At 72.8% G+C, this 23,847-nt stretch carries 17 protein-coding genes and 2 pseudogenes; 10 read left to right on the top strand and 9 right to left on the bottom strand.

The window, feature by feature from the left end; all coding sequences use genetic code 11:
• The first annotated feature begins 58 nt into the window (after positions 1-58).
• Complete coding sequence (locus ACQP2X_RS13930; RefSeq protein ID WP_498696976.1) at positions 59-739, top strand: hypothetical protein; 681 nt, start codon at positions 59-61, stop codon at positions 737-739.
• Between the two features lie 6 nt (positions 740-745).
• Here ACQP2X_RS13930 and ACQP2X_RS13925 read toward each other — a convergent pair whose 3' ends face one another.
• Positions 746-1,966, bottom strand: coding sequence for a helix-turn-helix transcriptional regulator (locus ACQP2X_RS13925; RefSeq protein WP_498696974.1), 1,221 nt, complete (start codon positions 1,964-1,966; stop codon positions 746-748).
• Between the two features lie 247 nt (positions 1,967-2,213).
• On the opposite strand from ACQP2X_RS13925, the gene ACQP2X_RS13920 reads away from it, so the two are divergent.
• Positions 2,214-5,555, top strand: a complete 3,342-nt coding sequence (locus ACQP2X_RS13920; protein ID WP_498696973.1) for a caspase family protein — start codon at positions 2,214-2,216, stop codon at positions 5,553-5,555.
• Here the strand turns inward: ACQP2X_RS13920 and ACQP2X_RS13915 are convergent.
• Positions 5,528-5,791: a hypothetical protein gene (locus ACQP2X_RS13915; RefSeq protein ID WP_498696971.1), complete on the bottom strand. Its 264-nt coding sequence runs from the start codon at positions 5,789-5,791 to the stop codon at positions 5,528-5,530. The genes ACQP2X_RS13920 and ACQP2X_RS13915 overlap by 28 nt on opposite strands.
• A gap of 19 nt (positions 5,792-5,810) precedes the next feature.
• Between ACQP2X_RS13915 and ACQP2X_RS13910 the strand changes: the two are divergent.
• The 3 genes and pseudogenes from ACQP2X_RS13910 to ACQP2X_RS13900 all read left to right on the top strand — a co-directional run.
• A pseudogene (locus ACQP2X_RS13910) lies at positions 5,811-6,425 on the top strand (AAA family ATPase); the annotation flags it as partial.
• A 192-nt stretch (positions 6,426-6,617) separates the two neighbouring features.
• Complete coding sequence (locus ACQP2X_RS13905; RefSeq protein WP_498700933.1) at positions 6,618-8,897, top strand: helix-turn-helix transcriptional regulator; 2,280 nt, start codon at positions 6,618-6,620, stop codon at positions 8,895-8,897.
• A 16-nt stretch (positions 8,898-8,913) separates the two neighbouring features.
• Entirely contained in the window at positions 8,914-12,240 is a 3,327-nt protein-coding gene (locus ACQP2X_RS13900) for a CHAT domain-containing protein (protein WP_498696970.1), read from the top strand.
• A gap of 4 nt (positions 12,241-12,244) precedes the next feature.
• Here the strand turns inward: ACQP2X_RS13900 and ACQP2X_RS13895 are convergent, their stop codons facing one another.
• A complete protein-coding gene (locus tag ACQP2X_RS13895) occupies positions 12,245-12,781 on the bottom strand; it encodes a GNAT family N-acetyltransferase (protein ID WP_498696969.1) in 537 nt (178 codons plus the stop codon).
• Positions 12,782-12,833: 52 nt separating this feature from the next.
• On the opposite strand from ACQP2X_RS13895, the gene ACQP2X_RS13890 reads away from it, so the two are divergent.
• The gene (locus ACQP2X_RS13890) at positions 12,834-13,280 is read left to right on the top strand and encodes a MerR family transcriptional regulator (protein WP_498696968.1); all 447 of its coding nucleotides are present in this window, start codon (positions 12,834-12,836) and stop codon (positions 13,278-13,280) included.
• A gap of 274 nt (positions 13,281-13,554) precedes the next feature.
• Here ACQP2X_RS13890 and ACQP2X_RS13885 read toward each other — a convergent pair whose 3' ends face one another.
• The 3 genes from ACQP2X_RS13885 to ACQP2X_RS13875 all read right to left on the bottom strand — a co-directional run bounded on the left by ACQP2X_RS13885 (position 13,555) and on the right by ACQP2X_RS13875 (position 16,540).
• Positions 13,555-13,680, bottom strand: coding sequence for a hypothetical protein (locus ACQP2X_RS13885; RefSeq protein WP_498696966.1), 126 nt, complete (start codon positions 13,678-13,680; stop codon positions 13,555-13,557).
• A 71-nt stretch (positions 13,681-13,751) separates the two neighbouring features.
• Positions 13,752-15,005 (bottom strand): formamidase, encoded by a 1,254-nt coding sequence (fmdA, locus tag ACQP2X_RS13880; RefSeq protein WP_498696964.1) that lies wholly within the window; start codon positions 15,003-15,005, stop codon positions 13,752-13,754.
• Positions 15,006-15,238: 233 nt separating this feature from the next.
• Positions 15,239-16,540, bottom strand: a complete 1,302-nt coding sequence (locus ACQP2X_RS13875) for an outer membrane protein assembly factor BamB family protein (protein ID WP_498696963.1) — start codon at positions 16,538-16,540, stop codon at positions 15,239-15,241.
• 79 nt (positions 16,541-16,619) lie between these two features.
• On the opposite strand from ACQP2X_RS13875, the gene ACQP2X_RS13870 reads away from it, so the two are divergent.
• Together ACQP2X_RS13870 and ACQP2X_RS13865 are read left to right on the top strand one after the other, a co-directional pair.
• Positions 16,620-17,219: an RNA polymerase sigma factor gene (locus ACQP2X_RS13870; RefSeq protein ID WP_498696962.1), complete on the top strand. Its 600-nt coding sequence runs from the start codon at positions 16,620-16,622 to the stop codon at positions 17,217-17,219.
• Positions 17,216-18,175 (top strand): CU044_5270 family protein, encoded by a 960-nt coding sequence (locus ACQP2X_RS13865; RefSeq protein ID WP_498696961.1) that lies wholly within the window; start codon positions 17,216-17,218, stop codon positions 18,173-18,175. Before ACQP2X_RS13870 ends, ACQP2X_RS13865 begins: the two co-directional genes overlap by 4 nt.
• Here ACQP2X_RS13865 and ACQP2X_RS13860 read toward each other — a convergent pair.
• On the bottom strand, positions 18,156-20,420 hold the full coding sequence (locus ACQP2X_RS13860) for a putative bifunctional diguanylate cyclase/phosphodiesterase (RefSeq protein ID WP_498696960.1): 2,265 nt from the start codon (positions 20,418-20,420) through the stop codon (positions 18,156-18,158). The two genes, ACQP2X_RS13865 and ACQP2X_RS13860, sit on opposite strands and share 20 nt — an antisense overlap.
• Positions 20,421-20,459: 39 nt before the next feature.
• Positions 20,460-22,328: a thiol-activated cytolysin family protein gene (locus ACQP2X_RS13855; RefSeq protein WP_498696957.1), complete on the bottom strand. Its 1,869-nt coding sequence runs from the start codon at positions 22,326-22,328 to the stop codon at positions 20,460-20,462.
• A 23-nt stretch (positions 22,329-22,351) separates the two neighbouring features.
• Between ACQP2X_RS13855 and ACQP2X_RS13850 the strand changes: the two are divergent.
• Positions 22,352-22,630: pseudogene (locus tag ACQP2X_RS13850) on the top strand (hypothetical protein); the annotation flags it as partial.
• A 6-nt stretch (positions 22,631-22,636) separates the two neighbouring features.
• Entirely contained in the window at positions 22,637-22,963 is a 327-nt protein-coding gene (locus ACQP2X_RS13845) for a hypothetical protein (RefSeq protein WP_498701377.1), read from the top strand.
• Positions 22,964-22,979: 16 nt separating this feature from the next.
• Here ACQP2X_RS13845 and ACQP2X_RS13840 read toward each other — a convergent pair whose 3' ends face one another.
• On the bottom strand, positions 22,980-23,780 hold the full coding sequence (locus tag ACQP2X_RS13840) for a hypothetical protein (RefSeq protein ID WP_498696956.1): 801 nt from the start codon (positions 23,778-23,780) through the stop codon (positions 22,980-22,982).
• Between the last annotated feature and the right edge of the window lie 67 nt (positions 23,781-23,847).

The following is a 23,847-nucleotide window of genomic DNA, read 5'->3' as shown; positions in this document are numbered from 1 at the left end:
CCGCATGCTGGTGACTCTTCACCTCGGTTCGTTGTCACACCAGTGAAAGGGCACCATCATGACCGATGTCCAGACCACCGCCGTCGATCCCTTCGAGGCCGATTTCCGGCAGTGGACCGCCGACCTGGCTCCGGCCCAGGCCGCCACTGGGGCGATCCCGCCGCCGGGTGACGGCGCCGCCCGGGCCGACCAGCTGACGACCCTGTTCGCCTATCGGAACTACCGGTCCGGGATCGACTGGAACACCTGCGGTCAGGCCGCGATCGCCACGATCGCCGACTATCACGGCCGCGACCCGTACCACCTGCCGCGCGGGGCCAACGGCCACTGGGACGACGGTCAGGCCATCGACGCGGTGATCGCCGGCGGCTTCGGGCCGGACGTGGTGTTCGGCCTGGGCAGCAGCGGCGGCCGCATCCGGGACGCCCTGCAGAGCTACGGGCTGACCGCGTCGGTCGGCTACTCGGGTTTCGCCTCGGCCGGCTGGCAGGACCAGTGGGCCACGCTCAAGGCGTACGTCTCGCAACGCCTGCCCGTGCCCGTGCTGGTCGACGTGGGTGCCCTCGGTGGCTCCTGGTGGACCGCGCACTGGCCGGTGGTCTACCGGATCGCGGACGGCCGGGTGCACATGGCCGCGGCGGCCGGTGCGGCCGTGGTCGACGAGGCCACCTTCCTGAGGGCGTGGCACTGCTGGTTCCTGCCGTACGGCTTCAACCACTGCGCCGTCTACAGCTACTGAGCATGCTCAGCTCGCCCGGCGGTAGCGCTGGGCGAGCTGGGTCCGGTTGCGCACGCCGAGCTTGCGGTAGATGTTCCCGAGGTGGAACTCGACCGTCTTGCTGCTGAGGAACAGGGCGGCCGCCACCTCCCGGTTGGTCTGGCCGGTGGCGACCGCCCGGGCCACATGCGACTCCTGCGGGGTGAGGCCGTGGCCGGCGTCGCGGCCGGGTTCGGCCGCGGTGGCCGAGAGCTCGGCCCGGGCCCGGGCCGACCACGGCGTGGCGGCCAGGCCGTCGAAGAGGTCGACGGCGGCCAGGAGCTGGGCCCGGGCCCGCACCCGCAGCCCGGACCGGCGCAGGCGCTCGCCGTACGCCAGGCGGGTGCGGGCGAGCTCGAACGGACACCTGGTCGCGGCGTGGTGGCGCAGCGCCGTCTCGAACCATTCGGCGTAACCGTCCTCGGCCGCGACCAGGGCCACGGTCCGGGCCGCCACCGCGGCCGGCAGGGGGTCGGTGGCGGCCCGGGCCCGGTCGATCAGCTCGGCGGTCTGTTCGCCCGAGGGCCGCCAGCCGGTGCGCACGTGGGCCTCCAGCAGGTCGGCGCTCCACGCGGACCAGTCCCGCCGGTGACGAGCCACGATGGCCGAGCAGCGGCCGGCCCCAATATCCGACAAGTCCGAAATGTGCGGCAGGGCGGGAACCTCCCCGCGGATCGCCTTCACCGTAGCCAGCACATGCCGGGCCCGACGGCCCGCTCCAGCGTCTCCGACCAGCCCGGAGAGGAGCAATGCCTCGCCGCCCAGCCGGAGGGCGGCGTCGAGGCGGCCCTCCTGAAGGTCGACGAAGGCGGCGACGGCCAGCGCCGCCGGAAGGTGCCGCACCGAGCCCCGGACCCGGAGCTCACCGAGCAGGTTCTGCATCGCCACCCGGGCGATCCCGGTGCGACCGGCCACCGCATACGCGTAGGCCGTGGGCACGCGAGGATCGGCGCTGTCGGTGGCCGGCTCGACGCGGTCGGCGGCGGCGAGCAATTTGCGGGCCAGGGGCTCGTCGCCGGAGAGGTGGGCGTCGACCGCGGCCCGGCGCAGCCAGCGGGCCCGCAGCCCGTCATCGGCCGTGAGGTCGGCCGCCAATTCCAGGGCGCGGGCGGCCGCTTGATGGCCGGCGCCGTCCCGGGCCGTGGCCGCGATGGTCTCCAGCGCGCTCACCAGTCGGTCGGGCCGGTGCCCGCCCCCTGAGGTCCGCATCGTGATCCTCCGTCGAAGTCTCCGATGCCCGGGCGGGCGTGGGTTCGCAGGCCGCCCGGGCAAGGACTGACAACGACGCTCCGGCACCTGGTGGTTTGCCACATCAGGCAGTTGCCGTATATCGCCGGACCGGCGGCCTTAGGCCTTTCACCTGGGGATTTCCCGGGCGCGGGCCCGGTCCCGGCCGGGTGACGGTGTTCCTGCCCGGCCCGGTGTGGGCGAGGATGGCATCTCCGAGGAGGACGAGATGGCGGGAAAGCTGTTCGCTCTGCTGATCGGCATCGACGAATATCTGTCGAGCGACGCGCCCACGCTCGGTGGGTGCGTCAACGACGTCGACCGCCTGGCCGCGGTCCTCCAGTCGGGCGCCGCGCCGCCGGGCGGCACCGAGCTCGTCCTGCGGACGCTGCGCGACGCCGAGGCGACCCGGGCCGAGGTGATCGCCGCCTTCCGTGCCCACCTCGGGCAGGCCGGGCCGGACGACATCGCGTTGTTCGCCTTCTCCGGCCACGGGTCGCAGGGCGTGGCTCCGCCCGAGTTCGCCCGGATCGAACAGGACATGCTGATCGAGACCCTGGTCTGTCACGACAGCCGGACCCCGGGGGTACGCGATCTCGCCGACAAGGAGCTGGCCAAGCTCATCCACGAGGTCGCACAGACCGGTGCCTCGGTCGTGGTCGTCCTCGACGCGTGCCACTCGGCCAACGGGACCCGCGAGCCCGGCCCCGGCGTGCGCCGGGCGCCGGTCGACGAGCGTCCCCGCCCGGTCGACTCGTTCATCGTCGGCGCCGACGAGATCGTCAAGTTCGGCGCGGCCGCCGGCGACCACTCGGGCTGGACGCCGGGGCGTCACCTGCTGCTCGCGGCGTGCCGGTCCGACGAGGAGGCCAAGGAGATCTGGGTCAACGCCCGCAAGTGCGGTGTCTTCTCGTACTACCTGGCCAAGACCCTGTCCGAGGCCGGGCGTGACCTCACCTACCGGGAGGTCTTCACCCGTACGGCGGCCCTGGTCCGCACCCGGGTGCGCTATCAGAACCCGCAGATGGAGGCGGTCCAGGTGGCCGACTTCGACCGGATCTTCCTGGGCGGGGCCGGGCGCCGGACGCCGCACTTCGCGGTCTCCTGGAACGACGACTTCGGCTGGGTGGTGGACGCGGGCGCGGTGCACGGCGTCCCGGCCCCGGACGGCGCCGAGACCACCACGTTCGCGCTCTTCCCACCGGGCACGCCGGACGACGAGCTGCGGAACCTGGCCGCGGCGAGCGGCCGGGCCGTCGTCCGCAGTGTCCAGCCCGGCCTCAGCGCGGTCGACCTGAAGCTGGCCGCCGCCGGTCAGCCCGACCGCACGAAGGTGTGGACGGCCGTGACGACGGCGTCGCCGCTGGTCCGGATGCCGGTCGTCCTGGACGGTGCGGCCGCGCTGCTCCAGGCCGCGCGTGACGTGATGGGTCCGTCCCTGTTCGTGCGGGAGGCGGCGGGTGACGATGCCGAGTACGGGCTGACCGCGACCGGTGACGGCTACGAGATCCGGCGCCTGCCCGAGGGCCAGCCGGTCGCGCCCCGCCTGACCAGCGCCGACACCGCGGTCGCCTCGCTGGAGCACATCGCACGCTGGTGCCGGGTGGCCGATCTGGGCAACCGCAGCGCCCTGGCCGGCGACACCGTCCGGCTCCGGATCCACGACTGGAGCGACGAGATCGCGGCGCTGGGCGGCGACCCGCCGGAGCTGCCGGTCGACGGCGAGCTCCGGTTGGCCTACCAGTTCCGGGACGGCGCGTGGCGGCCGCCGCGCATCAAGATCTCGGTGGAGAACACCGGCGACCGGGCGCTCTACTGCAGCGTGCTGGTCATGCCGGAGACGTACTCCATCGTCTCCGGGCTTTATCCGTCGGGACGGGTGCGCCTGGCGCCGGGCGAGCGCGCGTGGGCCAACGACGACCTGCCCCTGCGGGTCAGCGTGCCCGACGAGTTCGCCCGGCTCGGTGTGGTGACCCTCGACCACATCGTGAAGTACGTGGTGACCACCGACGACGCCGACATGACGACGCTCGACCAGTCCGATCTGGCCCAGCTGGAGCGGGCGGTCCTCAACCGGGCGCTCGATCCGCCGCTGAGCACGCTCGACCGGCTCCTGCGCCGGGTGCAGCTGCGCCACTTCGAGCCGGAGGCGCGCGAGCCGATCGCCGACTGGGCGACCGGCGAGATCAAGGTGACGGTGGTACGCCCGCGCGAGGCGGTGCCGGTGCCACCGGCCGGCGGCGAGGCCGAGCTGGCGCCGGCGGTGGTCCTGATCGGGCACGACGACCTGACCGGGGTGGACGCCCGGCTCACCACCGAGGACCTGGCCACGCGGGACGCGCGCGGCCCGGCGTTGCCCCCGCTGCTGCGGGACAGCCCGCAGGCGCGGCGGGTCGAGTTCATCGTCACGGAGAGCGGCATGGCCGGTCCGGGCGTTCTCGAGCTGGCCGTTCCGGCGGGCTTCGACCATCGTGTGGTCACCCCGGACGCCCCGCTCGTGCTGCGCGCCGGCGTTGCGCTGGCCGACGGCGAGGAGCTGCTGCCGATCGGCCACGACCACGGCCTGTTCCTGCCCCTGGGCGACGCCCGCCCGGTGGACGGCGGGGCCGAGGTGCGGCTCGTGCGGCTGCCCGGGGCGGGGCCGGACGGCCTGATCCGGGTCTACTTCCGGCGGTTGAGCGCGCCTCACCCGGGAACCGCCGCGCCGCTGGGCGGGCTCGCGGTCGCGACCCGCGACGCGGACGGGATGGTGGCGTACGAACGCGATCCGGCCCGGATCCGCGACCTGGCCGGCGCGGCCCCGTCGATCCGTCTCTTCGTGCCAGGACTGACCGGTGACTCCCGGGACCTGCCGGGTGGGGAAGCGGGCGAGCTTCTGCTGACCTTCGACCATGCCTGTCCCGATGTCGAGGTGCAGGCCTGCGCGACCGCCCTGGCCGCCGCGCTGGCCGACGCCGGGATCGAGGCGGGCCACGGCCGTCCGCTGCACGTGGTCGCCCACTCGGTGGGTGGCCTGATCGCCCGCTGGTTCGTCGAGCGGGCCGGCGGCGCCCGGGTCGTCACCGACCTGACCCTGCTCGGCACCCCGAACGCCGGTGTCTCGTGGCCCCGGCTGCCGGAATGGGCCACAGTGGCCCTGGCGCTCGGCCTCAACCGGCTCACCACGGCGACCTGGCCGCCCGCGGTGCCGCCGGCCCTGCTGGCGCTGGGCCGGCGCGGCGATCCGAAGGCGGGCCACCAGTTGCGGCCCGGCTCGGAGCTGCTGCGCGAGCTGGCCGCGAGCCCCGACCCGGGCCTCCCCTGCCTCGCGGTGGCCGGCACGTCGTCCACACCGGCCACCGCCCTGGACAAGCAGGACGACGGCACCACCACCGTCGGCCGGCTGCTCGGCCTCCTGCGCCTGCCCGGTGTCAGCGACATCGCCGCCCTCGCGTTCCTGCGCGCCCCCAACGACCTGCTGGTCAGCGAGGACAGCGCCACCCGGCTGCCCGGCGGGCGATCACCGGCGCCGGTGGCGCTGCGGGCGGACTGCGACCATCTGACCTATCCCGGGATGTCGCCCCCGTCGTGAACCGGCTCGGGACTGTCCATGTGCACGCTCCGGCCGTCCTCGATGATGAGGATGGTCGAGACGGCCTCGGGCCGGATGACGTACTGCCCGATCACCTGGTCCTGCTTGATGATGACGGGCAGCACGATGTAGGTGGTGCCGAGCTCGGCGGCGCTGTTGAGCCGGTCGACCAGATCGTCCGGGTCGACGGCGACCCGCACCGGCTCGTCGCACCCGTTGACGCGAATCACGGCCATGAGATCTTCCTCCTGATCGATGTCGAGGGACCGTAGAACACATTCGCAGAACGACGCCGTTCGCCACATCGGGAGAATTCCCGAGTACGCCTCCGCGAACGCCTTAGATCACCGGAAAGCGATATGCTCGCCTCCGGCAAAGGCGCTGTTAATGGGAGGTCCGATGACCTCACGTGACGATCTCGTGGGCCGTCGGAGCGAGCGGGCCCGGCTCGACGCCGCCCTGTCCGCCGCGGCCGCCGGCCGCCCCTCCACGGTGCTGCTGGGCGGCGAGGCCGGTGTCGGCAAGACGGCGCTGCTGCGCGCCTTCGCCGGCGGCGCCGGCGAGAGCGCCCGGGTCCTGTCGGGTGCCTGCGTCGATCTCTCCTCGGGCGATCTGCCGTACGTGCCGGTCGTCGAGGCCCTGCGGTCCCTCGTCCGCGACGTCGGTGACCAGGAGGTACGCCGTCTGGCCGGCCCCGCCTGGGCGTCGCTGGCGCGGATGGCGCCCTTCCTGGGCAAGCCCGCCGACGGCGTCGTCGAGGGCGCCGACGCGCGGGTCCACATGTTCGAGGGGGTCCTGGGACTGCTGCGCCGGCTGGGTGAGGACCGGCCGGTGGTGCTGGTCTGCGAAGACCTGCACTGGGCCGACCGGTCCACCCTCGACCTGCTCGCCTTCCTGGTCCGCATGCTCACCGACGAGCGGCTGCTGTTATTGATCACCTATCGCAGCAATGATCTCGAACCGCGTCATCCCCTGCGCCCCCTGATCGTGGAATTCGAGCGGTCCCGTCGCGTCGATCATGTGCGTCTCCAGCCATTCGATCACGACGAGTCGGTGCAATTCGTGCTCGGGAGAAGTGTCGGATCGCTGACTTCCGTACAGCTGGAACGCGCCATTTCCCTCGCCGAGGGAAACGCCTTCTTCCTGGAGGAAATGGTGGTTTCCGGCGCGGCCGCCACCGAGCCCGGCGACCGGCTGCCGTCCTCGCTCAGCGACATGGTGCTGACCCGCGTCGAGCCGCTGAGCGCCGAGGCGCAGGAGGTGCTGCGCGCGGCCGCGGCCGCGGGGCGCTATGTCGGCCATCGGCTGCTGGCCACCGCCTGCGATCTGCCCGAGCGGTCGCTGCTGACCGCGCTGCGCGAGTGCACCACGCGGCAGCTGCTGACCGAGGGCCCGCAGCCGTACTCGTACGCGTTCCGGCACGCCCTGGTGCGCGAGGCCGTCTACGGCGATCTGCTGGCCGGCGAGCGGATGCGCCTGCACGCCGCGATCGCCACCGCGCTGGGCCGCGAGCACGCGGCCGCCGGCGAGCTGGCCCACCACTGGTTCCAGGCCGGCGACCGCGAGCAGGCCTTCACCACCGCCCTGCGGGCCGCGGCCGAGGCGGCCACCGCCTGCGCCTTCGCCGAGAGCGACCGGCTCTACGAGCGGGCCCTCCAGCTGTGGGGCGAGGTGGGCGATCCGGAGGCGCTCGGCGGCACGCCGCACGCCGAGGTGCTGCGCCGGGCCGCGGACGCGGCGCGCTGGGCGGGCGACCTGGCCCGCGCGCTGTCCCGGGCCGGGGCCGCGCTCGACGAGCTGCCCGGCGGCGACCGGGACGGCCGCGCCGCCCTGCTCGAACGGCTGGGCCGCTACCGCTGGGAGACCGGCGACAGCGAGGGCACGCTGCGGGCCTACGCCGAGGCCGACGCGCTGCTCGCCGACGGCCCGCCCACCCCGCTGCGGGCCCGGGTCCACGCCGATCTGGCCACCACCCACCTGCGCAACGGGCGGTACGCGCTGGGCAAGCGCCTGGGCGCCGAGGCCGTCACGATGGCCCGCGCGGTCGGTGCCGAGGCCGAGGAGGGGCAGGCCCTCAACCCGATGGGCATCGGCCTGACCATGACCGGCGACCCGGACGGCGGGGTCGCGGCCATCCGGCGGGCGGTCGAGATCGCGCGGGCCGGCGGGCACCTCGACGACCTGCACCGGGCGTACGTCAACCTGACCTTCGTGCTGGCCAACGTCGGCCGCCGGGCCGACGCCCTCGAGGTGGCCCGGCACGGGATAACCCACGTGCGCCGCCTCGGTCTGGAGTGGACGGCGGGCGGGGTGCTGGTCTCGAACGCGGCCACGTTGCAGGCCGAGCTGGGCCGGTGGGACGAGGCCGAGCGGACGGCCGTCGAGGCGCTCGACCACGACCTGCCGACGCGCTCGACGCTCTATCTGCGGCTGCTGCTGGCCGGTCTGGAGATCGCCCGGGGCCGTTTCGACCGCGCCGAACATCTCATCGGCTCGGCCCGTCGCCTCGACGAATCGGAGTACAGCACCGACATCCACACGTGCCTGGCCGAGATCGCGATCTGGCGGCACGACCACCGCGAGGCCCGGCGGGCGGTCGCCGACGGCCTGCTCGCGGTCCGCGACTCCGAGGACCAACTTCAGCAATTGCGGCTGTACGGCCTGGGGCTGCGGGCCGAGGCCGACGAGGCGCAACGGCTGGCCGCGCTCGGCCGGGACGCCACGGCGGTGCGCGAGGCGGCCGGCGATCTGGCCGCGCGGGCGGCGAAGCTGGCGCCGGAGGGCGGCGACGCCCCGCTGCTGCCCGACGTGCCGCTGCTGGCCCTGGGCTGCCAGGCCGAACGGCTGCGGGCCGACGGCGCCGACGACCCGGACGAGTGGGCCCGCGTGGCCGAGGGCTGGACCGGCCTCGACCGCCCCTACCTCGCCGCCTACGGCCACTGGCGCCGGGCCGACGCGCTGCTCGCCACCGCCGCCCCCGACCGGGCGGCGGCCACCGAGGCGCTGCGGGCCGGGCACCGCATCGCCTCGCGGCTCGGCGCCGCCTGCCTGCTCGCCGAGCTCGGCGCCCTGGCCCGGCGGGCCCGGATCGAGCCGGTCGAGCAGGTCGCGCCCGAGGCCGATCCCGAGCCGATCCCGTTCCGTCTCACCCGGCGCGAGCTTCAGGTGCTGCAGGAGCTCGGCAAGGGCTCGAGCAACCGGCGGATCGCCCGGCAGCTGTTCATCGCCGAGAAGACGGCGAGCGTGCACGTGTCCAACATCCTGACCAAGCTCGGCGTGACCAGCCGGGGCGAGGCCGCCGCGATGGCCTATCGCGCCGGGCTCATCCCCCGCGAGGACTGAGACCTAGGAGGCCGCGATGCTGCTGCGACTGGTGCTGCGCGAGGACTGGCGTGACCTGGCCCCCTTCGAGGCCTCGGACGACCTGCTCGTGCTCGCCGCCGCCGCGATCGGCGCCGGCGAGCCCAAGCGGGCGCTCGCGCTGCTCGAGGCGGCCGAGCCGGGGCCGGTGGCCGGCGCGCTGTGGCATCTGGCCCGCGTGCAGGACCTGAACTGGTTCCCGGGCGGCGCCGGCGCGGCCGGCCTCGACGACGTCGACTTCTCCCACCTGGTCGTGCCGGCCGAGGCGGCCGAGGCCACACCGGTCACCGACCTCGCCGCCTATCTGTTCGTGCACGTGGCGGCCGAGCTGCCGGGCCGGCGCAGCATCGCCCGGGACGGCGGCGGCCTCGGCCCGCAGATGGTGACCGAGGCCTACGACGTGCTCATGCGGGTGCAGGAGACCGGCGAACCGGAGGCCATCGCTCCGGCCGCGTACGCCCTGGCCAGCCTCCTGGGCCAGGGCGGCGGCCCGCTCGACCTGGCCCGCACGGCCTATCAGATCGCGGGCGACCAGGTCGGCGAGGCCGCCTGCCGGCTGGCCGAGGGCGACTGGGCGGCCCACCCGTCCCGCCATCCGGAGCTGCTCGACGAGGACCTCGAGCCGCGCACCGCCGGCCGGCCCGCGCCCCTGCTCGACCCGGCGGCGGCCGAGGAGCACTACGCGGCGGCCGAGCAGCTCTACGCCGCGGCCGGATCGCGCCGGGGCGCCGCCGCCGTCGCGCTGCGCCGGGCCCGGCTCGCCCTGGCCGCGGGCGATGCGGGCCGGGCCGTGTCCCTTCTGGACTCGGCCGGTGAGCTGGCCGAGGCGGCCGGTGACGGCGCGCTGCGCGCGCTGATCCTGGTGCAGCACGCGCTGGCCACCATCCGCGACGGCGGCCAGGTCGACGCCGACCGCGTCGCGGGCCGGGTCGCCGACTGGGCGACCACGGTGGGCAGCTCGTCGTTCGCCCGCGGGCTGTGCCGGCTGGCCTACGCCAAGGCCGGGCGCTGGCGCACCGAGGACGTGGTGCTGGGCCAGCGCGCCCTGGCCGTGGCCGAGGCGATCGGCGGGCGGGTCGGCGCGGCCGCCGAGTCGGCCGCGTTCGACCGGGAGCGCGGCGAGCTGTACGTGGGTGCCAACTACCGCCCGGCCGCCCTGGTCTGGACGATGCTCGTGGTGGCCGAGGCCCGGGCCGCGGCCACCGGCGAGCTCAGCGTCCTCGACTGGGCCCGGCTGGCCGAGCGCCTGCTGCGCGCCAACCGGGACGCCAACGCGGCCGGCGACCCCTCGGCCATGGCCGAGGTCCGCGACCAGCTGGAGTGGCTGCTCACTTGCACGCCGGCCGAGCTTCCGGAGCCGGCCGGCGAGGTGCTCGCGCCCGTGCGCGACACCATCGCCGAGGCGGCCGTGCTGGTGCCGCTCTACCGTGGCGTCATCGCCCGGCTCGGTGGCGACCTGGCCGTCGCCGGCGAGCTGTTCACCGCGGCGCTGGCCGAGGCCGAACGGCTCGGCAACCCGCTGCTCCAGGCCGTGGTGCTGGGCACGATGCACCGCCGGGACGAGGCCGCGGCCGTCATCGAGCCCTACCTCGGCGGCTTCCCGCCCGACATCGCGGCCAACTTCCTGGTCCGGCTGCACCGCTACGAGCAGGCCCTCGCGATCATCGAACAGACCCCGCCGGAGGACCTGGCCACCCTCGAACGGCCGTGGGAGCCGGCCGCCCGGCACGCCGAGGCGCTGCTCGGTGTCGGCCGGGCCGAGCAGGCGGCCGAGCTCGCCGTCACCGCCGTCGCCCGGTTCGAGGAGCACCTCGGCCTGCTCTCCCGCGACGTCCTGCGGGTGATGGCGACCGACGACAACACCGTCGCCGGCCTCTACGCCACCGGGGTGCGGGCACACGCCGCCGCCGGGCGGACGGCCGAGAGCTTCCGGCTGGCCGGCCGCTGCCGCGGGGCCTCACTGCTCGACCTCCTCGAACCGGCCGCCACGGCGGGCGAGGAGGTCGCGTCGGCCGTGCGCGAGTGGCAGCGGGCCGGGGCCGCGTTCGGGCGTACGGTCGAGAGGTTGGCCCGGTCCCGCAAGGACGGCGAGCCGGCGGTGAGCCGCAACGAGATGGTGGCGGCCGAGCGGGAGCTCGACCGGGCCGAGGTAAAGATGATCACGGTGGCCCCCGAGCTGCGGCACCGGCGCGTGCTGCCCGAGACGCCGTCGCTGGCCGAGATCCAGGCCCGGCTCCGGCCGGGAACGCTGCTGATCGAGTGCCACGCCTTCGACGACGTGCTCACCTGCTGGGCCGTCACGGCCACCACGGCCCGCGTCGTCCAGCGGGACGCGCCGACCCCGCAGCTGACGGCGGCGGTGCGCCGGTTCCACCGCGCGATCGAGGACCGCACCACTCCCCCGGCCCTGCGCCTCGAGCTGGGCCGGCCGCTGGCCGAGTTGCTGCTCGGGCCGTTCGCGGCCGAGCTCGCCGACCACGGCCGGGTGGTCGTGGTGCCGTACGGCGGCCTCTCGGTGTTGCCCGTGCATGTCCTGCCGTTCGGCGGTGACCTGCTGACCACCGAGCACGACGTGTCCTACCTGCCCTCGTCCTCGCTGCTGCCGTCCGGCCCAGCGCCCGCACTGGGCGCCGGCGCGGTGATCGTGGGCAACCCGGCGTATGCCTCCGACCGCGACCTCATGCGGCTGCCGGGCGCCGAGGTCGAGGCGGTGACCATCGCCCGTCTGCGCGGCCAGGAGGTGCTGCGTGGCGAGGAGGCGACCGGCAAGGCGGTGCTCGACCGCATGGTCACGGCCCGCGTGGTGCACCTGGCCACGCACGGCTCGCTGGCCGAGGGCGCGCCGTACAGCGCCGAGCTGGCCCTGGCCGGCCCCGACAGCCTCACGGTGCCCGACCTGATGGGCCTGGGCACCACCATCGACCTGGCCGTGCTCAGCGCCTGCGACAGCGGACGCGGCCGGGCCGGCTCGGCCGGCGACGTGGTCGGGCTGACCAGGGCCTTCCTAGGAGCGGGGGTACGGGAACTGATCGTCTCCCTGTGGCCGGTGCACGACCGGATCGCCTGCCTGACGATGGTCGCCCTGCACCGTCATCTGCTGGACGGCGCCCCGACCGGCGTGGCGCTCGCCCGGGCTCAGCGCGAGACCCGGGCGATGACCGAGGCCGAGGCGAACGACCTCTACCGGACCCTGGAGCTCGAGGCCGGCCGCGACGACCCGCCGTCGGCGCGCACGAGGCACATCGGCCCCGACGTCGACGAGCCGGAGGTGCCGGGCATCGAGCACCCGTTCTTCTGGGCCCCGTTCATCCACGTCGGAGCGTGAGGGTTCAGAGCCGGTCGAAGGGCGCGGCGTACCGGAAACGGCCGGTCTCGCCGTCGTACCGGCTGAGGGTCCGGACCTGGAAGTTGTCACCCCACTCGGGAACCGGCGAGGCGATCCCCACCGGCTGCGCGGGAACGAAACCGAACCGGCGGTAGTAGGAGGGGTCGCCGAGCAGCCCGACCAGGGGCTCACCGAGCGCGTCGGCCGCGCCGAGAACAGCGTGCATCAGGGCGCTGCCCACGCCGGCCCGCTGGCGGCGAGGGTGAACACTCAGCGGCCCCAGGCCCAGGGCGGGCCGCCCCTCGACATGGGCCCGCGTCGCGAGAACGTGGCCGACGACCTGGTCGTCCTCGACCGCGACCAGCGACAGTTCCGAAATCCAGCCGGCGTCGTCACGCAGCCAGGAAACGAGCGTGGCCTCGCCCGGATCACCGCCGGGCTCGACCGGCGGGGCGCTGTACGCGGCGCCGCGGAAGGCGGCCGCCGTGACCGCGCGGATGGCGTCGACATCGTCGGGCCGTTCACGTCGGATAATCACCATCGAACAATAGGGGCTTGCATCCGGTACCTGGGTACAGGTTTACCGTCGAGGCATGACCACGACGACCGGGTTGCGCAGCAGTCAGGTCGCCCAGGCGGCCGGGGTGAACTTGCCGACGTTGCGCTACTACGAGCGGCGCGGCCTGCTGGCCGAGCCGGAGCGCAGCCTGGGCGGGCATCGGATCTACCCGCCCGAGGCGGTCACCGTGCTGAGGGTGATCAAGGCAGCGCAGCGGCTGGGTTTCACGCTGGACGAGATAGCCGACCTGCTGGCCGCCGGAGCACATCGGCACGGCGGCGGGGACGTCGGATTGCAGGAACGCGCCCGGGCCAAACTGGCCGAGGTGGAAGCCAAGATCGCCGACCTGGAAGTGATCGCCGCGACCTTGACGGCAACGGTGGCCGCCGGCTGCGACGACCTGGTCGCTTGCGCGGGCCGGCCGTGCTGCCCGATCCCGTTCGCCACGATCGGACAGGGAGCCCCCGACGCCTGTTGTTGACCGAATACCGCTCGGCGCCGACCGGGCTGCATGTCGCGCGATCCCTGTCCTGCTGGCGGCGGGCGCTTGCTCGTGCGGCACCCCCCTAACCGCCACGGCGTGTCCCGCGACCGGCGGCCCGACAGCGTCTCCGGAGGGGCACGCAGCCGCACGCGTTCGCCGTGCCCGGCGGCGGCTAGAGGCTGGGGCTTCCCGGCCGCCGGTCGGACGTCCGCCATGGGCCGGCCTCTGATTGCCGCGCCGGGAGGTGAGGGCACCTCCCGGCGGGCGGTGGTCAGCCGACGTAGATCTTTGTGGCCATTGCGGGATCGGCGGCCGGGCCGGACAGGAAGTACAGCGCTACCAACGCGATGACCGCGGCCACGATGGCCGCTCGCCATAGCAGTGACGACATGCTCATGGTGGTTCCCCTTCCCCGTGATGTGCCGCCACGATAGGGCGACTCCCCGCCCGGTGCTGCCGGATCTCGGACTAGAACGACGAGCGCGGCACGCCCTGACCCGGATCGATGCGGGCCGGGCCATTGGCCGAGGGGCGGATGTCGAAGTCGAAGATGGCCGTGGGCAGATAGACCGTGGCGCAGGCGTTCGGGATGTCCACCACGCCGGACAGGCGGCCCTCGATGGGTGCCGCGCCCAGGATCATGTAGGCCTGCTCGGGGGTGTATCCGAACGTCGTCAAGTAGTCGATCGCGTGCAGGCAGGCCCTCTGATAGGACAGGTGCGAGTCCAGGTAGCGCTGCTCGCCGTCCAGCGTGACCGATGTGCCGGAGAAGGCCAGCCACTCGCTGTACCTCGGTTCCACATTTCCCGGCATGAATATCGCGTTCTCCGTGACGCCGTACGTCGTCATGCCGTTCTTCAGCACTTCGACCCGCAGATCGATGAAGCCGCCCATCTCGATGGCCCCGCAGAAGGTGATTTCGCCGTCGCCCTGGGAGAAATGCAGGTCGCCGACCGAGAGGTTCGCGCCCGGCACGAAGACCGGATAGAAGACACGGGTGCCCTTCGAGAAGTTCTTGATGTCCTGGTTGCCGCCGTTCTCGCGGGGCGGGGCCGTTCGCGCCGCCTCGGCCGCCACCCGGGCGTATTCGCTGCTCGGGAGGCTGCCCAGCACGGCGTCATTCGGTTCCGGCGGCAGGGCCAGCGGTGGCACCCGGTTCGGGTCGGTCGCTATCAGGGCGCCCTCGCGCTGGTTCCATTTCTGCAGCAGGGCGGCCGATGGAGCCGTACCCATCAATCCTGGATGCACTATGCCGGTGAAAGACACGTGCGGAATGTGGCGCGAGGTCGCCGTCTGGCCGGCGAAATCCCAGATCACCTTGTACGCGTCGGGGAACTGCTCGGTCAGGAAACCGCCGCCGTTCTGTGTGGCGAAAATTCCCGTGTAACCCCAGCCCTGGCCGGCCAGCGGGCCCGAATCCTCCTGCGGGATGGGGCCCACGTCGAGGATGTCGACCATCAGAAGGTCGCCCGGTTCGGCTCCCTCGACCGCTATCGGGCCGCTCAGCACATGGACCGTCGACAATGGGGCGTCCCTGATGTCGTCGGCCGAGTCGTCGTTGTGGATGGCGCCGTCGAACCATTCGCGGCAGTGCACCCGGAAGCTGTCGCCGGGCCTGACCCGGACGGCGGCGGGCACTTCGGGATGCCACCGGTTGTGCCCGACCAGCGCCTGATCGGTGAACCGTTTGGTCGAGTCGAGAGGAAACACGAGTTCCGGCATGCGAGCCTCCTACGGCAACCGGGTGACGACAGTGGGTTCCGCCCTTGTTCGCTCGATTCGGTCGATTTCCCGTTTGTACGACGCCTGGACGCGCCGTCCGAGAAGAGCCGCCGACCAGACCCGCCGGCAGTCGTTCCCGCACTCCGGGCAGGGATGTTTGCCCGGCGCCCGCCCGAGGGGCGCCTCGACGTCGGCCGGGCCGTGGCGTTCACAGTGGAATTGATAGATGACCATCAGTCGCCTACCTCCTCTGGAGAGGGTAAGCCGACAGCCGTGACCGTCAAAGTGTTCGCGCCCGTGCAGAGCAGGTAGCCGGGCGTTCCCCGGCAGTCCTCGGCGGTGGGCAGGCCGACCGCGCCGAGCACGGTCTCGCGGCCGGTGGCCAGGTCGAGCCGGGCCACACCGGTCCGGCCGTCCGGTGTCGCGGCCGTCCGCAGCAGGAGCATCGAGCCGGCCCCGCCGTTCAGCAGCGACGTCCGCTCGTCGAAGGGCCGTCCGATCGTCCGTCCGGTGGCCGTGTCGGCCAGCACCGTCGTGGTGACGTCGGCCGCCGAGAGCAGCAGGCGGCCCTGTCCGACGTCCCAGGCGTAGTTGTCGTCGCGCCGCCAGACCTCCCGGCCGGTGGCGGCGTCGTAGGCGGTCACGCCGCGCACACCGGCCGCGCAGATCAGCGGGCCGCAGCCGGCGACCGATCCGATCAGCTCGCCGGTCCGCCACAGCGGGCGCAGGTCGCCCGGGCGGTAGATGGTGGCCACGGTCTGTGCGGAGGCGGTCCGCACCACGATCAGGTGCGGGCCGGCGGGGACGAGGCCGGCCGAGTACACGCCGTTCCAGGGGATCCGGTCGCGGTGCAGGATGGTGCCGTCCGCGTAGCGGTAGACGGTGGCGTCGCCCTGGGCGGTCACCGCGACGATCACCGACGGCCGGCCGTTCCCGGTGAGCGTGGTCCACTGCTCGGCCGGCGCGATCGGGTGTCTCCAGATCTCGTGCCCGTCGCGCAGCCCGACCAGGCGCAGGGCCGTGGTGATGCCGTCCCGGCCGGTCTCGGCCAGCAGCACGTCACCGTTGGCGGCCGAGGGCTGGGCATCGCCGTACGACCGCCACAGCTCCCGCCCGCTCGCCGCGTCGAGCACGATCGCGCCCGGCCCCGGCCGGCCGGAGAACGACGGGGTCGGAATCAGCACCACGTCGCCGGCCGGGATCACGCCGCTGTTGGCGGGCCCGGCCCCGGCCGGGGCCGACCATCGGGGCCGGCCGGTGGCCAGGTCGTGGGCGGTCACCACGGTCGCGCCCTCGTTGTCGCGGTGCACGTAGACCGTACGGCCGGCCGCGGCCAGGGTGTCGCTCGGCGCGAACGCCGTCGTCCAGACGGTGCGCACCGCCGGCGGCACGGGCGGCGCCGAACCGGTCACGGTCAGCAGGCCGGCCGCGGAGAGCGCGGCCAGCGCCATGCGGCCCAGGCGGGGCAGGTCGACCGGGGCGGTCGCCGGCGGGGCGTCCGCCCCGGTGGTGTCGCCGAGGTCGATCAGAGTCATCCTGCCCGGCAATGTAACTCAGCGGAGAAAGATCAGCTGGGGACGGAACTCGAGGTGGGCGGGCGGACAGGCAATCCATATGACGACAGATCCGCGGGCCCGGATCCGGGCCGGTGATCGTGAGGCGTTCGGCGAGCTGTTCGATCAGCACGCCCGGGCGGTCTACAACCATGGCTACCGGCTCACGGCCGACTGGGCACTGGCCGACGACGTGGTGTCGGAGACGTTCGCGCAGGCCTGGCGCCTGCGGGAACGGGTCGAGGAGGACGGCGGGTCGCTGCGGCCGTGGCTGCTCGGCATCGCCACCAACATCACCCGCAACCTGCGCCGCAGCGACCGGCGCTATCGGGCCGCGGCGCTCGCCGCCACCCGGCTCGACCACGTCGTGCCCGACCACGCGGGCACCGCCGACAGCCGGATCGACGACGCGCGGCTGCTGGCCCGGGCCATGACCGCCCTGGCCGCCCTGCCCCGGGCCGACCGCGAGGTCTTCACGCTCTGCGTGTGGGAGGGCCTGGACTACGCGTCGGCGGCCGCGGCGCTCGGCATCCCGATCGGCACCGTGCGGTCCCGGCTGTCGCGGGCCCGGGAGAAACTCCGGCGGGAACTCCCCGCCGCGGGGCGACAGATAACAGGCGACCACCTCACCACGACCCGGAACGCGGAAGGACACCGATGAGCGAGCACCCGACCGTGCCGGCCCCGCCCTCGCGGGACCTGCCGCCCGGACGTCACGAGTTCCACAAGGAGCGCCTGATGACCCTGATCGAGCAAGAGACCACCCATAGGTCGCGACGGCCGGTGTTTGCGCTGGCCGCGGTGCTGGTGCTGATCGCGGCCGGCGTCACCGGCCTCGTCGTCACCCGCACCGGCGGGGAGACCACGCCGGCCGCCGTGACCGAGCCCGCCCAGTTCGCCGACGCCCGGGCCGGCAGCCCGCAAGGCCTCGACCAGCTCGTCGACAAGATGGTGCTGGTGGCCGCCACCCGCGACAAGAAGCCGGCCCCGGCCGGCGACTGGGTCTACATCAGCAGCAGGAGCACCGACGTGCACCTCGCCGACGGCACCCCGGTCGCGACCGTCTCCGACCGGCAGACCTGGCAGTCGCTCGACGGCGCCAAGGGCTGGCTCATCCAGAGCGGCATCGGCCAGAAGGAGGGCGGGGAGACGCTCGACAGCGACGTCGCCGCGTATCTGAACGCGCCGTCGTACAACCTCTTGAAGTCTCTGCCGACCGACCCGGACGCCCTTCTCGCCAAGATCTACGCGGAGACGCAGGGGAAGGGCAACGGCCCCGACAGCGAGGCCTTCACCACGATCAGCGACCTGCTCGGCGAGAGCTACCCGCCGGCTGCCCTCTACCCGGCGCTCTACCGGGCCGCCGCGAAGATCCCCGGCGTGCTGGTCGTCGGCGACGCCGTCGACGCGGCCGGCCGGCACGGGATCGCGCTGGCCCGGGTCGACGAGGCCGGCCTGCGCCAAGAGCTGATCTTCGACAAGAAGGACTACACCTATCTGGGTACGCGCATGGTCCGCACCAATGACGACCCGGAGGGCATCAAGGCCGGTACGGTCACCTACTCCTCGGCGATCCTCAGCCGGGCCCTGGTGGGCGCTATGAAGCAGACCGGCTGACGGCGGCCGTCCCGAACAGCAGCGCCACGTCCTCCCCCGGCATCGGCCGGGCGAAGTGGAAGCCCTGCGCCAGCCGGTAGCCCAGCTGGTGCAGGCGTGCCGCCTGCTCGGCGGTCTCGACGCCCTCGGCGACGGCCTCGATCCGCAGGCCCTCGGTGATCCGGATGAGGTTGTCCACGATCACGGCCTGCGGACTGGCCGTCGTCACGCCGTCGACGAACGACTTGTCGACCTTGAGGATCTGTGCCGGGCAGTCGACCAGCAGGCTCAGCGACGACGCCCCGGTGCCGAAGTCGTCCAGCGCCACCCGCAGCCCGAGGGCGTTGAGCGCCTTCACGGCGTCCAGCGCGGCCCCGCTGCCGAGCACCGCCGTCTCGGTCACCTCGGCCACCAGTCCGGCCGGGTCCACGCCCTCCCGGGCCAGCAGGGCCGCCAACTCCTCGACGAAGCCCGGCTCCTGGAGCTGCCGGGCCGAGATGTTGACGCTCACCTTGGCCGGCGCGTGCTCGCCGTACTCCCGTTGCCAGACCGCCGCCTGCCGCACCACCTGCTCCAGCACCCACCGGCCGACCTCGACGATGGAACCGGTGCGCTCGGCCAGCGGGATGAAGACGGCCGGCGAGACCAGCCCGTGCTCGGGGTGCCGCCAGCGCACCAGCGCCTCGACACCGGCGAAGCGCCCGTGCGGCAGCTCGACGATCGGCTGGTAGAGCATGAACAGCTCGTCCCGGCCGATGGCCTGCTGGAGCTGGGCGCCGAGCAGGGCCTCCTCGGCCTCCATCCGGTCCATGAACGGGTCGAACCAGGTCCAGCGGTCGCCGCCCAGGCTCTTGGCCGCGTACATCGCCACGTCGGCGCGGCGCAGCAGCTCCTCCGGAGTGTCGCCGTCGACGGCGGCCGTCGCGCCGATGCTGACCCGCGGGGTCATTTCGAAACGACCGACGACCAGCGATTGGCGTACGGCCTCAAGCAGCTCCGTCAGTAGTTTTTCCGCCTCTTCGCCGGTCCGGCCGGTCAGCAGCACGGTGAACTCGTCGCCGCCGAGCCGGGCCGCGACGTCGCCCGGCCCGATCGCGGCCGACAGCCGCGCCCCGATGGTCCGCAGCATCTGGTCGCCGGCGCTGTGGCCGAGCCGGTCGTTGATCACCTTGAAGTCGTCGATGTCCAGCAGCGCCACGTGGAACGGGCCGTCCGCGGCGAGGGCCGAGGTGAACAGCGTCCGGTTCGGCATACCGGTCAACGGGTCGTGGGTCACCTCGTGGTCGAGCTTCTTCTGATAGTCATGCAGCTGGTCGAGCAGCCGGTTGTTCTCCCGCAGGGCCGACACCTGCCGGGACGCCACGAGAGCGCCCAGCACGACCGTGGAGACCACCAGCAGCAGGAGCTCACCCTCGGTCGTGGCGGCGGTGGCGACCAGGGTGACGTCGATCGCCGCGAGGGCCGCGTAGGGCAGCACGGTGAATCGGCGGGCCGATCTCCGGTCGGCCGGACCGGGTGCCGGAACGCGGCGCTGGCGCTCGGCCGCGAGCTGGGCGGTCAGCGCGACCACGGCGGCGGCGAGCATGGTCCCCGACAGATAGGGACGGTCCCGCAGAAACGGCGCCAGGCTGCCGCTGGCCGCGGCGAGCGCCACCCCGACGGTGATGATGCCCAGCGACACCCGGTCGAGGTGCCCGGAGCCCGCGAACGACAGCTTGATCATGGAGAGGGCCGAGATGAGCACGAGCGTGATCACGGCCAGGAAGGGCAGCACCGCCTGGTCACCCTCGGCCCACATGTGGCGCAGCGAGTAGTGCCAGAACAGCACGCCCACGGTGATCAGCACGATGGTGGCGTCGACACCGAACCGGAACCACTCGGGGCGGGTCCGGTGCCAGGACGTGAGCCGCAGCATCGCGCCGAGGGCGAAGAACAGAAGCCCGAGCAGGAGTACGGAGGTGAGCGGGCTGACATAGCGGGAAGGCGCGCCCGGCCCGGTGGTGGCGTCGATCGCGTTGCTGACGATCCCGGCCGCGAGCACCGCGCAGGCCAGCCCGATCCGCCGCCAGAAGGCGCGGGCGGGTGCGGTCAGATCGCTCCGCCGCCCCACCCGCAGGCAGGCCCGCGCGGCCAGCCCCGCCGAGATCGGCAAGGCCAGCCAGCCCACGACCGGGTGGGCCCACTCGTGGCCCAGCCCGATCAGGAACCAGCCGGCGCTGAAGACGAACAGCACCGCGCCGAGCATCGTCGACCTGCTTCTTGGCACGGCTTGCCATGTCGGAAGCCGTGCACCGGACTTGAGGTTTCAGCTCGCGGCGTTGATGACGGGCATCCGGCGGCGCAGGCTGACCGAGATGTCGAACTGGCCGTTGCCGTTCGTCATGTTGTCGTCGTTGAGCCGGAACCAGAGCTCGCCGTCCTCCCGGTCGGCCGGCACGGTGAACCGGCGGCCGCCGCCGACCGGGAACCAGTTGGTGTTGTCGAAGCCGCCGATCAGCATCGAGCCGCGGACACCGTCGCCGTCGGGCAGCGGGTACCAGGGCTTGGGCGGCCCGTCGAGGCCCTCGGGGCCGTTGCGCCCGATGAAGAGCCAGCCGGCCCAGATCGAGCCGGTGGCCGTGACCGTGACGTCGTCGCCGCGGTTCATCCGGAGCCCGGTGCCGACCGGACCGCGTCCCGGCCCCTCGCCCACCGAGCCCGCCCACACGGCCTCGCGCCCGCCGTAGACGTTGGCGTCGACGATGCGCACGGGGTCGGTGGTGCGGCTGACCTTCACCAGGTGGTGCGGCGCGGCCATGTAGCGCACCGTGTACTGGATCGGCGTGACCGGCAGATCGGCCGTGATCCTGAGCTGCTTCCTGACCCACCCGAGCAGGTTCTCGGCCGGGTTCTCGATGATGTCGCCGGCCGCACCGGACGACCCGCCGACCACCACGGCCCGGACCGAGCTGCGGGACAGTGTGTTCTTGTACTCGGCGGACAGGCTGGCCGACCCGCTGACGGCGGCCGTCCAGGCCCCGGACAGAGCGGCCTTGATCTCCAGGCTGCTGGCCTCGCCGTCGACCAGCAGGAGCACCATCCGCCCATAGGTGACCGAGGACAGATAGCACGGCGGGTTGTTCGGACCGGCGTACGTCTTGACCTCGTCGAGGGTGACATCGTCGGCGAAGAACTGCGGCGGCGAGCCCTCCGGGGTGAACGCCACCTGGTAGTAGGCCTGCGAGAACATGCCGAACACGGTGCTGCGGGTGAGGTTGCCGTTCAGGGAGGCCTTGGCGTCGACGTTCCAGCCCGAGCCCTTCAGGTTCAGCCCGAAACTGACCATCCCCTGCTCCAGGGTGTTGATCTTCTCCAGCCGGTACGACATGGCGGCCGCGCTGTCGGTCGGCCGCAGCTCGTCGAGAAGCTCGTTGAGCGCGTCGACGTAGCTGGGCAGGTCGGGCCGCTCCAGCCGCTTCGACTGCGACCGCACGGCGGGAAGCGTGAGATCGGTGGTGACGGTGATCTGCCCCGGCCCGCGGGTCAGCGCGATCGGGGCCAGAGCCCCACCCGGCACCGAGACACCGGCGACGGCCGACCCGGCGTACATGACATCGGAGATGGGGCTGATCTCCACGAAGTCGGACACCTGGCGGCTCATCCGTACCCGCTGCTCGGTGACCTCGACGTCGACCCCGTCGACCTCGGTGACGCCGGGCCGCTTGACGATGGGCCCGGCGGTGTCCGAATCGGGCTCGTAGGGAAGCGGAGCCAGCGTACGGATGTAGGCGTCGATGGCGGCGGCGTTGGCGCTGGTGTCGGTGACGCTGGGCAGCGGATCGCCGACGGCGCCCTTGAGCAGCACGAAGTCGTCGGCCAGCGTGGAGGCGACCCGGTCGCGGGGCAGAGTGGCCAGGGTCTCGGCGTCCGGCACGAGATGGAACTGCCCACCCCGGGCGAAATAGGCGGGCCCACCCGGGCAGATGGAGAGGCTGCCGTCGTTCAGGGCGGGCAACGGCACCCCGGCCGGCAGAACGAGAAGGTCGGACTGCGGTACTCGCTGCACCGCCCCCCAGCTCCGCGGATCGACGGCTTGCAGGGTGAGCGGGTCGGGCACCCAGCGCCGGCCGCCGTTCTGAACGTAGTAGACCTCGGGCCCGTCACCGATGAGGAGAGATCCCTCGGGAAAAGACATAGCTGCTCCTTCGAACTGGACGAATGTCCTTTCGAGGGTCAGCCGCCCCACGGCCCCACCGCGCCCGAGAAATCCCTAGGCCCCACCCGCAAGATGCGGAATCCAACCCCTGCAAGATACGGAAAATTTCGCCTGCCGATCCCGGGCGGTTCGTCAGTGGCCCCGGCCCGGTCCTGATCGATGAGTATCAGCATGCTCCGGATCTGCTCAGTGCGATCAAGGCCGAGCTGAACCGGGACCTCAGTCCGGGACGGTTCGTCCTGGCCGGCTCGACGCGATACACGACGCTGCCCGAGGCGGGACAGGCGTTGACCGGCCGGGTCGACATCCTCGAGGTGCTGCCCCTGACCCAGGCCGAGATCGACGGGGCGACCGGGCAATCTCTGATCCTCCGGCTGCTCGACGGCGCCGAGATGCCCCTCAGCCCGGCGCCGTCCACGACGACGCGCGCCGAGTACGCCCGCCGCATCACCTCCGGCGGAATGCCTGTCGTGCTGCGGCGGCCAGCGCTGCGCGCCCGCCTGGGCGACCGCCTCGCCATCGCCATGGTGCTCTACACCGGCGCGTTGACGTTCCCATTCGACGACGGCACGTGGGTGCTTCCGCTCGACGCGCTCTGGTCGACGACGCCGTAGCCGATCGCCGCTGTGCTTATTTCAGCGGCGGCCAGATCGTGTACGTGGTGCTGTCGACGATGTTGCTGGGCAGGTGCAGGAAGCCGAAGCGGGCGTCGCTGGTGACGATGCAGAACTCGGTGTGGCCGAGGCCGAGGAACATGCTGGAGTCGGACCACTCGCCTTGGGGGATGGACGAGCAGTCGGCCAGGGTGGGGTCGGCCTCCCCGTCCCATTTGTGCAGTCGAGCGCCGTTGGTGAACTTCATCTTGTAGTAGCTGTAGTCCATGCTGCCGTCGTCGCCGCGCAGCTGGGTTCCGGAGTCGAAGTCGATGCCGGTGTAGGCCTTCGCCTGGGTCAGGCTCAGGTTGAACGAACCGGTCCGCTCGACAGTGTCACCTGTCGTCGCGTCGGTGACCACTATCGTGGAGTCCACGGCCGGGTCGGCGGTCAGAGTCACGACGTTCTTGTCGATGACCTGTTCGAACTTGCCGTTCATGGCGACGCGCACCTTGTGCCCCGACGCGAACCGGAAGACGGAGGCCTTCGGCCGGCCGTCGAGCTGCTGCTTCACCACCAGGAAGGTGGAGTTCGCCTTCCTCAGGCTTTCCTTCCGGAGCTGTTCGATCTCGTACAACCCGACCCACGCCGCGATGCCGGCCGGGCCGCTGATCTTCGCGGCCCGCTGCTTGAGTACCTTGATCACCACCGGGGCGAACGAGCTCTGCAGGGCGGCGTCGACAGTGCCGTTCCCGTCCGCGGACATGCAAGCCGACGTCGAAGCTCCCAGCGTGACGACAGCCGCCAGGACGGCGATCCGCCCGAACAAGTGATTCACGATGGCCACTATCACACCGCCGCCGACCACCACCCATCCTCTGAGCAGCCTCCACAGAGGGCTCGTC

Origin of the sequence: Actinoplanes sp. CA-131856, assembly GCF_050956135.1 — a bacterium.
In the GTDB taxonomy this organism is placed as follows: domain Bacteria; phylum Actinomycetota; class Actinomycetes; order Mycobacteriales; family Micromonosporaceae; genus Actinoplanes.
Note: the sequence above shows the minus strand (reverse complement) of the source record. Positions and strands in the feature narration are given on the sequence as shown.

Bases quoted from the DNA above. Each gene is read 5' to 3' on its own strand.
- ACQP2X_RS13930 (WP_498696976.1), top strand. From the start codon at position 59: ATGACCGATGTCCAGACCACCGCCGTCGATCCCTTCGAGGCCGATTTC.
- ACQP2X_RS13925 (WP_498696974.1), bottom strand. From the start codon at position 1,966: ATGCGGACCTCAGGGGGCGGGCACCGGCCCGACCGACTGGTGAGCGCG.
- ACQP2X_RS13920 (WP_498696973.1), top strand. From the start codon at position 2,214: ATGGCGGGAAAGCTGTTCGCTCTGCTGATCGGCATCGACGAATATCTG.
- ACQP2X_RS13915 (WP_498696971.1), bottom strand. From the start codon at position 5,791: ATGGCCGTGATTCGCGTCAACGGGTGCGACGAGCCGGTGCGGGTCGCC.
- ACQP2X_RS13900 (WP_498696970.1), top strand. From the start codon at position 8,914: ATGCTGCTGCGACTGGTGCTGCGCGAGGACTGGCGTGACCTGGCCCCC.
- ACQP2X_RS13895 (WP_498696969.1), bottom strand. From the start codon at position 12,781: ATGGTGATTATCCGACGTGAACGGCCCGACGATGTCGACGCCATCCGC.
- ACQP2X_RS13890 (WP_498696968.1), top strand. From the start codon at position 12,834: ATGACCACGACGACCGGGTTGCGCAGCAGTCAGGTCGCCCAGGCGGCC.
- ACQP2X_RS13885 (WP_498696966.1), bottom strand. From the start codon at position 13,680: ATGAGCATGTCGTCACTGCTATGGCGAGCGGCCATCGTGGCCGCGGTC.
- fmdA (WP_498696964.1), bottom strand. From the start codon at position 15,005: ATGCCGGAACTCGTGTTTCCTCTCGACTCGACCAAACGGTTCACCGAT.
- ACQP2X_RS13875 (WP_498696963.1), bottom strand. From the start codon at position 16,540: ATGACTCTGATCGACCTCGGCGACACCACCGGGGCGGACGCCCCGCCG.
- ACQP2X_RS13870 (WP_498696962.1), top strand. From the start codon at position 16,620: ATGACGACAGATCCGCGGGCCCGGATCCGGGCCGGTGATCGTGAGGCG.
- ACQP2X_RS13865 (WP_498696961.1), top strand. From the start codon at position 17,216: ATGAGCGAGCACCCGACCGTGCCGGCCCCGCCCTCGCGGGACCTGCCG.
- ACQP2X_RS13855 (WP_498696957.1), bottom strand. From the start codon at position 22,328: ATGTCTTTTCCCGAGGGATCTCTCCTCATCGGTGACGGGCCCGAGGTC.